General features: G+C 43.2%; 7 protein-coding genes and 1 tRNA gene. 5 read left to right on the top strand and 3 right to left on the bottom strand.

Going from position 1 to position 9,555, the window contains the following annotated elements:
• Positions 1 to 7: 7 nt before the first annotated feature.
• Positions 8 to 2,299, bottom strand: a complete 2,292-nt coding sequence (locus tag V7K45_RS08025) for an IMS domain-containing protein (protein WP_335002121.1) — start codon at positions 2,297 to 2,299, stop codon at positions 8 to 10.
• Positions 2,300 to 3,255: 956 nt separating this feature from the next.
• Between V7K45_RS08025 and pdhA the strand changes: the two genes are divergently transcribed.
• The 4 genes from pdhA to fba all read left to right on the top strand — a co-directional run bounded on the left by pdhA (position 3,256) and on the right by fba (position 6,796).
• Positions 3,256 to 4,290 carry a pyruvate dehydrogenase (acetyl-transferring) E1 component subunit alpha gene (gene pdhA, locus V7K45_RS08030; protein ID WP_335002122.1) on the top strand — a complete coding sequence of 345 codons (1,035 nt, stop codon included), beginning with the start codon at positions 3,256 to 3,258 and terminating at the stop codon, positions 4,288 to 4,290.
• Between the two features lie 100 nt (positions 4,291 to 4,390).
• A complete protein-coding gene (locus V7K45_RS08035; RefSeq protein ID WP_335002124.1) occupies positions 4,391 to 5,260 on the top strand; it encodes an aldose epimerase family protein in 870 nt (289 codons plus the stop codon).
• Positions 5,261 to 5,321: 61 nt separating this feature from the next.
• Positions 5,322 to 5,393 (top strand) — tRNA-Lys (locus tag V7K45_RS08040).
• 323 nt (positions 5,394 to 5,716) lie between these two features.
• Positions 5,717 to 6,796 (top strand): class II fructose-bisphosphate aldolase, encoded by a 1,080-nt coding sequence (fba, locus tag V7K45_RS08045; RefSeq protein WP_012411833.1) that lies wholly within the window; start codon positions 5,717 to 5,719, stop codon positions 6,794 to 6,796.
• A gap of 253 nt (positions 6,797 to 7,049) precedes the next feature.
• Here fba and V7K45_RS08050 read toward each other — a convergent pair whose 3' ends face one another.
• Positions 7,050 to 7,862, bottom strand: coding sequence for a carbon-nitrogen hydrolase family protein (locus V7K45_RS08050; protein ID WP_335002127.1), 813 nt, complete (start codon positions 7,860 to 7,862; stop codon positions 7,050 to 7,052).
• Between the two features lie 210 nt (positions 7,863 to 8,072).
• Between V7K45_RS08050 and V7K45_RS08055 the strand changes: the two genes are divergently transcribed.
• Positions 8,073 to 8,666, top strand: a complete 594-nt coding sequence (locus V7K45_RS08055; RefSeq protein WP_335002129.1) for a MarC family protein — start codon at positions 8,073 to 8,075, stop codon at positions 8,664 to 8,666.
• Positions 8,667 to 8,814: 148 nt separating this feature from the next.
• Here the strand turns inward: V7K45_RS08055 and trxA are convergent, their stop codons facing one another.
• The gene (trxA, locus tag V7K45_RS08060) at positions 8,815 to 9,138 is read right to left on the bottom strand and encodes a thioredoxin (RefSeq protein WP_099101840.1); all 324 of its coding nucleotides are present in this window, start codon (positions 9,136 to 9,138) and stop codon (positions 8,815 to 8,817) included.
• Between the last annotated feature and the right edge of the window lie 417 nt (positions 9,139 to 9,555).

Genomic DNA, 9,555 nt, shown 5'->3' on the forward strand with positions numbered 1-9,555 from the left:
TTACAACTTATCTAATTATCTGATTCACAACAGATGTACTCTGAATACGCCATTTACCTCGTTGTCGAATCAAATCATACCGAACCCGTAAATTCTCGTTAGAAGAGTTTTTAAACTGACCATTTTCATATAACTGCGTCTCTTCCTTCACCGTAGCTACCACTGCGGCACGATCTGCGAATAAATCAATTTTCTCTACAGATTCCACCTTTACGCTATGGTCGTACTTGCGGTAGAGGTTGTCAGACCTAGCCTGTTGAGCAATCGCCCGCCATTGAGACAAAGCCGAACCGGTTAAAATCTGCTCTAAATTATTAATCTCATGATTCGGCCCTAAAGCTTCGGCTTTAGTAGATAGCCAAGTGCGAATGATTTCCTCTGCCGCAGTATCTGTTAAAGGGCCATCTAGTCCTTGTGGTGGACTATTTGGAGGGGGAATAGATATTGGTGGTTGATTTATTTGTACAAACAACTGTGAAACAGGTGCAGGTCGTGTCGGAAAAAACAGATTTTTTAACCATCCAAAAGTTGTTGTGGCTAACACCCAGAAAACTAAAATACTCACTAAAGAAATAAATACTCTCCATACCAGCCGTGTTTTTCCTTCAAGGGTGTTAGCAAAAGTTCGCCGCCGCCGAGGACGCCGAGAATGGGGACGATTATCCGGTACACGCTCCCGGATATTAGATGTAGTAGGTTTTCTCCGCCGACGCTTTTGGTTATGAGCAGGTGTAGCACTTTTAGCTGAACCGTTCAAATTCTGATTAGTGCCTCTGCTCGTCCGTTCAGCAGCAGGAACCTCTGATTTTACACTTCCAGATGAATTCCACATCGGTGGTGAAAAGTTTAAATGTTCTGGTGTTTCTGGTAAATCTAGGTCAGGTGTTCTGCTGTGGTTAAATTGCTTGGGAGTCCTAGTTGAATTTTTAGGAAAAGGCGAATTATTTGTCTGCGGCTGAGGAAAATTTTGGGGGTTAATTACAGCCCACTCATTAGTTGTTTCTGCATCTGTTGGCAGTGCTTCTAAATAAGCTTGTACCTGTTGGTTAGCAAAGTAATCTTTTAGAAACGCTTGCTGGTTTGCTAAATCTCGAAAATGCGGAAATACTTCATGTTGCAACCACTGTTCTGCATATAGACACAGCCCTGGTAACAAATCTGGAGAGTCTTGAGATTTTTCTCGAATGAAAGCTAAAGCTTCGTATTCCTGACTAAGTTCTAAAACCCGAGTTGCTTCTTCAGTTTGTCCCAAAAGTAAAGCACATAATGACTGTTCTAAATGTACATCTTGGCGCTTGCCCAGACGCATGAGCATTTGCCTTGCTTGACGAATTAAAGCAGGTTGCCGTTGAGCAAATCCCCGCGCTATCAAGGCATAAACAGCTAAGTAAGTGGCAACAGCAGAATTGCGTTTACTTTGGGCTTCAAATAACTTGTGCTGTTCGGCGACTGTTAAGTGGTTGCGTAACTGCTGAATAAACCGCAGAAAGTCGTCTATGTTTAAACCAGAATCATCATTATTCGTGCCATCAATCCCGCCACGATCTTCTAAGAGGTTTTGCAATAATTCCAAACCTTGGCTTCGTTCGGCAGTCTTTTCTTGAGGTAGTGCCAACAACTCCAAAATTCGATATGGTCGTAATTTGTAAAGATCCGCTTGAATTTCCGCTTGGACACTGGCGAACAATCCTTCGCGTACTAATAATTCTTGACCAGTTTCTAAAGATATGGCGGCATTTTCATAGTGACCTTGTTGCCACTGTTCGCGACCTAATTCTAGACAAGCAAGGGCGACAGTGAGAACAACATCAGGATGTTCAGCACTTTCGTGTATTTCTTCGTCTGCTAAATTATTGGCTTTTCTTGCACTTGTAGCACCATTTTTATTTACCAGGTACGGACGACCTAGTTTTAGTACAAGTTCGTATTCCCCCAACTCTTGCAAAATTAATAAAGCGCCAACCAACTCGTCTTGAGTAATTTCGATACCCAAACTCTGAGTGTCACTACCCCGTTTGGTGCTTTCTGGACGATTTTCCAGTGCTACTGCGGCAGCAGCAAGGTTATCAGGGTCATAGGCGTGAGCAAGATAAAGCTGATCGTAGGTACTGCGTTGTTTTGGATCTGATAAAACCACGTAAGCTTCTTCTATGAGTTGTTTACGAGAAGAAATTGCTGCCTGAGAATACTCACGTCGCGGCAATTGTACAATGCGATCGCTGTATGCTTGTCGCAATTGTTCTTCACTTGCCGCTAACGGTAGTCCTAAAATTCGGTAGTAATCTAGCGGAATTCGCACAGCCTACTTCCCCTGCACCGTGATCAACATAATTCACCTAGAGCTTTCCAGGCCTGTAAAACCGTGCCATAAAAATGCCGTATAGAATTTACTCTACAAGTGTATATTGCAACAACTTGTTTTGTACCTTCCCGAAATTTTGAGTCACATTCTAGTACTAATTTTTTGCTTTCGCCTAGAAAGCCTCAATTGTTTGTTTTAATTCTTAGTATTTTTGTTTAACACAACTATTATCAGCCTTCGATACCACAAACCACAACTACCGCTTTTAATCACGGCATAATTGTTGTGGCTAGAAGAATCTATTGATGATTGATTTTTTTGGGACTTTCCCACTATATCGGTAACAAAAATACCACTATTGGGGATTTACCCTGATAACAAGAGAATGAAACTATATCATAATTTACCTTTAATTACAATTACCTATTTGGGTATTATAGATTTTTGCCTCCTTTTTTTTAAATTGTTAATGGATATGCAGAAAGCAGTCTATCTTGATTGCTAGTCTATGAAGGGGAATATTTAGGAGTGCTGAGTTTTGAGTGCTGAGTTTTGAGTAAGAAGTAATGAGTAAGACGTAGTACTTGTGAATCTTTTCCTAAGTAATCACTACTCGTAACTGATTTGATGCCTAATCGGTCTAATTTTACTTTTTACTCAGCATGGGTTAAACGCCCCGCTTCCGCTAACGGTACTCAGCACTGTTTTGGAGAGAGAGAAAAACCCAAAGCGGCAGATGTTGCCGTTAGAGTCAAATCCTCACGGGGCATCAGCTGAAAAGTTAAAAATCAAAAATTAAAAATTCAGCTATTCCCTAAGACCCTTTTTTGGTGCATAAATAAAGTTTGATTGTTGAGTCTTACAAACGCTAGCCTGTTAAAAGCCGAGGTGTTATCAGACCAACTTATTTAAGACCGTAACTTTAAGTTGTACAACAGGGATACTCAAAAATAATGGTTCAAGAGCGTACTTTACCCACTTTTAATCCTGCTACTACGCATATTACAAAAGAAGAAGGGTTACGGTTGTATGAGGACATGGTATTAGGGCGCTTGTTTGAAGACAAGTGCGCTGAAATGTACTACAGAGGCAAAATGTTTGGTTTTGTCCATTTGTACAACGGTCAAGAAGCCGTTTGCAGCGGTGTTGTGCAGTCGATGCGACCGGGTGAAGATTACGTTTGTAGTACTTACCGCGACCACGTTCATGCTCTGAGTGCGGGAGTACCAGCAAGAGAGGTAATGGCAGAATTATTTGGCAAAGCCACAGGTTGCAGCAAAGGGCGCGGTGGTTCCATGCACATGTTTTCTGCCGAACATCGCTTGCTAGGTGGCTATGCTTTTGTGGCTGAGGGAATTCCTGTAGCAGCTGGAGCGGCTTTCACGAGCAAATACCGCCGGGAAGTGCTGGGAGATAAAAATGCTGACCAAGTGACAGCTTGCTTTTTTGGCGACGGTGCAGCTAATAACGGTCAGTTTTTCGAGACACTAAATATGGCAGCCCTCTGGAAACTGCCAATTTTGTTTGTGGTCGAAAATAATAAGTGGGCGATTGGGATGTCTCACGAACGAGCCACTTCTCAGCCAGAGATTTATAAAAAAGCCAGCGTATTTAATATGGTGGGCGTGGAAGTCGATGGTATGGATGTACTAGCAGTCCGAGCCGTCGCTCAGGAAGCCGTCGCCCGCGCCCGCGCAGGTGAAGGCCCAACATTAATTGAGGCGCTTACCTACCGTTTCCGGGGTCACTCCTTGGCTGACCCAGATGAAATGCGGAGCAAAGCGGAGAAAGAATTTTGGTTCGCCCGTGACCCAATTAAAAAGTTGGCAGCTTATTTGGTTGAGCAAAATCTGGCAGATGAAGGAGAAATCAAAGCGATTGACCGTAAAATTCAGGATGTAATCGACGATGCGGTTAAGTTCGCCGAAAGCAGCCCTGAGCCAGACCCCAGCGAGTTATATCGTTTCGTGTTTGCAGAAGACGAATAAACAGTACTGAGTGATGAGTGGTGAGTGCTGAGTATTTTTTCTTCTACTCAGAACTCAGCACTGCGTACTCAGCACTCCACCTTACCCAGGACTAAAATTTGTGTTTAGCATTGCAGTTCAACAGCAACAATACAAGACCTATATTCTTTCGGACGAAGCCGCTGGTTCTCAATTGGAGGTCGTACCCGAACGCGGCGGTATCATCACCCGTTGGCGCATTCAAGGGCAAGAAATTTTCTACCTGGATACCGAACGCTTTACTCATCCTGAGTTGAGTGTTAGAGGTGGAAATCCAATTTTGTTTCCTATTTGTGGCAATCTACCAGATAATACTTACACTCATAACGGGCAAAAATATACTCTCAAACAACATGGTTTTGCCCGTGAATTGCCGTGGAAAGTAACAGAACAAGAAACTGGAAATAAAGCTAGTCTCACTGTTGCTCTTAATAGCAATGAGCAAACTAAGGCAGTTTATCCTTTTGATTTTCAACTAGCTTTCACCTACGAACTTCAAGGTAATACCCTAGAAGTGCGTCAGCAGTATAAAAACTTGTCATCTACACCAATGCCCTTTTCGGCTGGTTTCCATCCCTACTTTCTGTGTGGTGATAAAACTCAGTTAGAGCTGGAAATTCCTTCTAAGCAGTATCAAGATAATCAAACTAAGGAAATCCATTCTTTTGACGGCAATTTTGACTTTAGTCGTGATGAAATTGATTTTGCCTTTGGACAGCTAACGAGTAAATCGGCTACTGCGATAGACCGCAGCCGGAAGTTAAAACTCACCTTGGATTATGATGATTTCTCTACCTACCTGGTATTTTGGACAGTCAAAGGCAAAGAGTTCTACTGTCTAGAACCGTGGAGTGCGACCCGTAACTCTCTCAATACTGGTGATAACCTGACTGTGTTAGCACCAGGAGCTAGCCACACAGCATCTATAAGGTTTACTGCTAATTTTTTCTAAACCCCTTTACAAATCTACAGATGTATATGCTATGATTGCAAAGTTGCGAAATGCAGCGAAAGGGTCGCTAACTCAACGGTAGAGTACTCGGCTTTTAACCGATTAGTTCCGGGTTCGAATCCCGGGCGACCCATACAGAAGTTTATTAAATGATGTAAAGAAGCGATCGCTCCTCTTTTTAATTGTAGGAAAGAGTATTTGGGATACTGGGCTACCAAAGCTACTAGTTGTAGGGTAGCTAAATGTACAGCAATACAGAGCAACTATAGGACATAGTACAGCAGTAGAGAACAAGTATAGAACATGGTTTATAGTAACTATGGCGTAAACTTTTTCAACATAGACACGCGACACTAGTTATAATTTCCTATAAGTTGAAAAAACTCTTAAGATTTAGCGTAATGATTACGCTTCTCTCAGACCGACTAGCTGACAACCACATTAGGAGGACTATCTATGGCGCTTGTACCACTGCGGCTGCTGTTGGATCACGCAGCTGAAAACGGTTACGGCATCCCAGCTTTCAACGTTAACAATTTGGAGCAGATTCAGGCAATCCTGAAGGCTGCTGTCGAGACAGATAGCCCCGTAATTTTACAAGCTTCACGCGGCGCTCGTAATTATGCAGGAGAAAACTTCCTCCGCCACCTGATTTTGGCTGCGGTAGAAACCTATCCTCACATTCCCATTGTCATGCACCAAGATCATGGTAATGCTCCTGCTACCTGCTACTCAGCAATTAAGAACAACTTCACCAGCGTGATGATGGATGGTTCTTTAGAAGCTGATGCGAAAACTCCCGCTAGCTTCGAGTACAACGTTAATGTTACCCGCGAAGTTGTAAATGTAGCTCATGCTTTGGGTGTCAGCGTTGAAGGTGAACTCGGTTGTTTGGGTTCTCTAGAAACTGGTGCTGGCGAAGCTGAAGATGGTCACGGGTTTGAAGGTACACTCGACCACTCTCAACTGCTAACCGACCCCGATGAAGCTGTTGACTTCGTAGAAGCAACCCAAGTAGATGCTTTGGCTGTTGCCATCGGCACAAGCCACGGTGCTTACAAGTTTACCCGTAAGCCGACTGGCGAAATTTTGGCCATCAGCCGCATTGAAGAAATTCACCGCCGTCTGCCTAACACCCACTTGGTAATGCACGGTTCTTCTTCTGTGCCTGAAGATTTGCTGGCACTGATTAACCAATATGGTGGTGCAATTCCTGAAACCTACGGTGTACCTGTAGAAGAAATCCAAAAAGGGATTAAGAGTGGTGTACGTAAGGTAAATATCGACACCGACAACCGTTTGGCTATTACTGCTGCTGTACGTGAAGCTTTGGCTAAAAAACCAGAGGAGTTTGACCCCCGTCACTTCCTCAAGCCTTCCATTACATACATGCAAAAGGTTTGTGCTGAACGCTATCAGCAATTTGGCACAGCTGGCAACGCCAGCAAGATTAAGCAAATTTCTTTGGAAGATTTTGCTGCTAAGTATGCTAAAGGTGAACTTAACGTTGTTACCAAATCAGCTGCTAAAGTTTAATTTTGACAGCAAATAAATAGCGGCATAGTTTTCCTATGCTGCTAAAAAACTGAGGATTTTAATGTTGTCAGAAACCGGGTAAATACCCGGTTTTTTGTTGTATTGATAAGGGTTGGGAATAGGGAATGGGGAATGGGGAATGGGGAATGGGGAATGGGGAATGGGGAATGGGGCATTAGTCGATAATCAATAGTTCTTCTCCCCTACCTCCCCTGCCTCCCCTGCTCCCCCTGCCTCCCCTGCTCTCTACTCCCTAGAACACGCGATGCTGTAAAGAGGGCATTTGACGACGGACTTGTTCGAGCCTAGTAGGCTTGATTTCTGCGATCGCAATTCCCGGTTTTTCTCCAGCATCGGCTAAAATTACACCCCAAGGGTCGATAATGACGGCGTGACCGTGCGTTAGACGACGACCGTAGTTATTCCCCGTTTGCGCGGGAGCAATGACGTAGGCGGTATTTTCGATAGCTCTGGCTTGTAGTAGTACTTGCCAGTGGTCTTTACCTGTAAAGGCGGTAAAAGCGGCGGGAATAAAGATAACATCGGCTCCCTTATCTGCTAGATGACGATACAGTTCCGGGAAGCGGACATCATAACAAATGGAAAGCCCTAAATTACCAAGCTTTTCTGAAAAATGAACGGGTGGTAGTTGCGTACCAGCCACAACCGTGCTGGATTCCCGATAGGTGTTGCCGTCGGGGACATCAACATCAAATAAGTGTACTTTGTAGTAGCGGGAAAGTTCTTGACCGCTGGGGTCGATGAGTAGAGTGGTGTTGTAAACTTTGCCTGTATTATCTACCGGAAGTGGAAAGCTGCCGCCCAAGATGGTAATTTGAAAGCGTTGAGCCATTTTTTTGAGAAATTTTTCACTTTCAAGAGCGATCGCATCACCTTGTGCGAGTTTATCTTTTTCTTCTCCCATATAGGAAAAGTTTTCTGGCAAACCCACCAATTCAGCACCTTGACGCACGGCAAGCTCTATTAATTCTTCTGCCTGTGCCAAATTTTTCTGTAAATCGGGCACACTGGTCAATTGAATAGCGGCGGCTAAATAAGACTTCATAGATTCAACAACGAACAGTTGATTTATGGAAAAGAGATTATCAAAATATATCGCTACTTCTACATTTGTGGAACTTAATTAGAAATGCGTCAGCATTGCTTTTCTTTAACACACTGGTTTTATTACCGATCTTAATCTTCCTCTGGGTTCTAGCAAACTGAGCAAGATAAAGATTAGGTTACGATCAAACCTTGATAAAAGCTGTCTACTGTGGATATTCCTATTCTCATTCAAACATTTATTGCTGTGTTTGTCTTGGCCGATGCTGTGGGCAATATACCGATTGTTTTAGTTTTGACTAAGGGCATGATGCCAGACCAAAGAAATAAAGTTATAGATAAAGCAATTATCATTGCGATCGCAGTTCTTTTGCTATTTGCCTTTGCAGGGCAAATAATTTTAAATTACTTGGAAATCAGTATCGGCTCTTTGCGAATAGCAGGAGGAATATTGTTGCTGTTAATTGCTTTGCAAATGCTGCGGGGAGAATTAGATCGGCCAATTATTGAAGAAGGACGCGATGTCGCAATTACTCCGCTAGCTTTACCACTGTTAGCAGGGCCGGGGACTTTGACGACGGTGATGTTGCTGATGTCGAAATCACAGAGTCCGCATATTGCTGTGGCAGTGGGTATCGTAGGGGCAATGTTTATCACTTGGTTGATTTTGCGTTTAGCAAATCTGATTGACCAGTGGATTGGTGCAGAAGGTGGAGTAATTGTGACTCAACTTTTGGGTTTTCTGTTGGCGGCGCTAGCAGTAGAAATTGGTAGTACCGGAATTAGGGAGTTGTTTTTAAGCTAGAAAACTCCTAAAAATATTCTGAAAGTGTATATAAATGTAAACAAGTTTGATAGACGGCAAATTTGCGCCTCTCAAACTTGTTTATGAAAATTAACTTAAAGTTAGAACAAAATGGATAACTCAAGAGGATTTTATTGCCGATTGAGTTTCAAAGATGCTTTTCGAGAGTGGAAGCTAATGTAGTTTTAGGCACGGCGCCAACCACCATATCGACTTTTTGTCCACCCTTAAAAATCATTAATGTAGGAATGCTGCGGATGCCATACTGACTAGCAACATTAGGATTTTCATCTGTGTTGACTTTGACGACCTTTATTTGACCTTTGTACTGTTCGGAGATTTCATCGACAACAGGAGCTACCATACGGCATGGTCCGCACCAGGGTGCCCAAAAGTCAACTAAAACGGGTACTTCGCTGTCGAGTACTTCTTGCTTGAAACTAGAATCGGTAACTTGTGCGGCTGTTGACATGCCTAAAACCTTCGCCAATAATAAATATCTGAGCTTGGTGAAAATTCTACCATAGCAAAAACCTCAGCTTGGGAGTGCGAGGATGTACATTTGCAAAGAAGCTCTAGAATTTATTTATAAACATAAGGAACCGCCCGAACAGTAGTCCGGGCGGAGTGTGGTGTGAGGAGTGAACGGAAACATGCGTCTCCGCTATCTCTATTGTAAGCGACATATCGGATTTTTCCAGCAATTGTTTTAGGGGCCAGAAAAATTTATTGAAGGATTAAGGATTACGATTAAAATAAATCTTTCCCAGTCCCCAGTCCCCAGTCCCCAATTCTATTGTCGGGTAGGGCAGGGGCATTTCTGCCCCTTTCCCCCCTAAGAACCGTGCTTACAAGTTTCCAAGTACACGGCTCAAGCAAGTCATTTGCT

Origin of the sequence: Nostoc sp., from assembly GCF_036917375.1 — a bacterium.
Taxonomy (GTDB): Bacteria; Cyanobacteriota; Cyanobacteriia; order Cyanobacteriales; family Nostocaceae; genus Nostoc.

What these genes read in the sequence shown, in the direction of transcription:
- pdhA (WP_335002122.1), top strand. Translation starts at nt 3,256, where the DNA reads ATGGTTCAAGAGCGTACTTTACCCACTTTTAATCCTGCTACTACGCAT.
- fba (WP_012411833.1), top strand. Translation starts at nt 5,717, where the DNA reads ATGGCGCTTGTACCACTGCGGCTGCTGTTGGATCACGCAGCTGAAAAC.
- V7K45_RS08050 (WP_335002127.1), bottom strand. Translation starts at nt 7,862, where the DNA reads ATGAAGTCTTATTTAGCCGCCGCTATTCAATTGACCAGTGTGCCCGAT.
- trxA (WP_099101840.1), bottom strand. Translation starts at nt 9,138, where the DNA reads ATGTCAACAGCCGCACAAGTTACCGATTCTAGTTTCAAGCAAGAAGTA.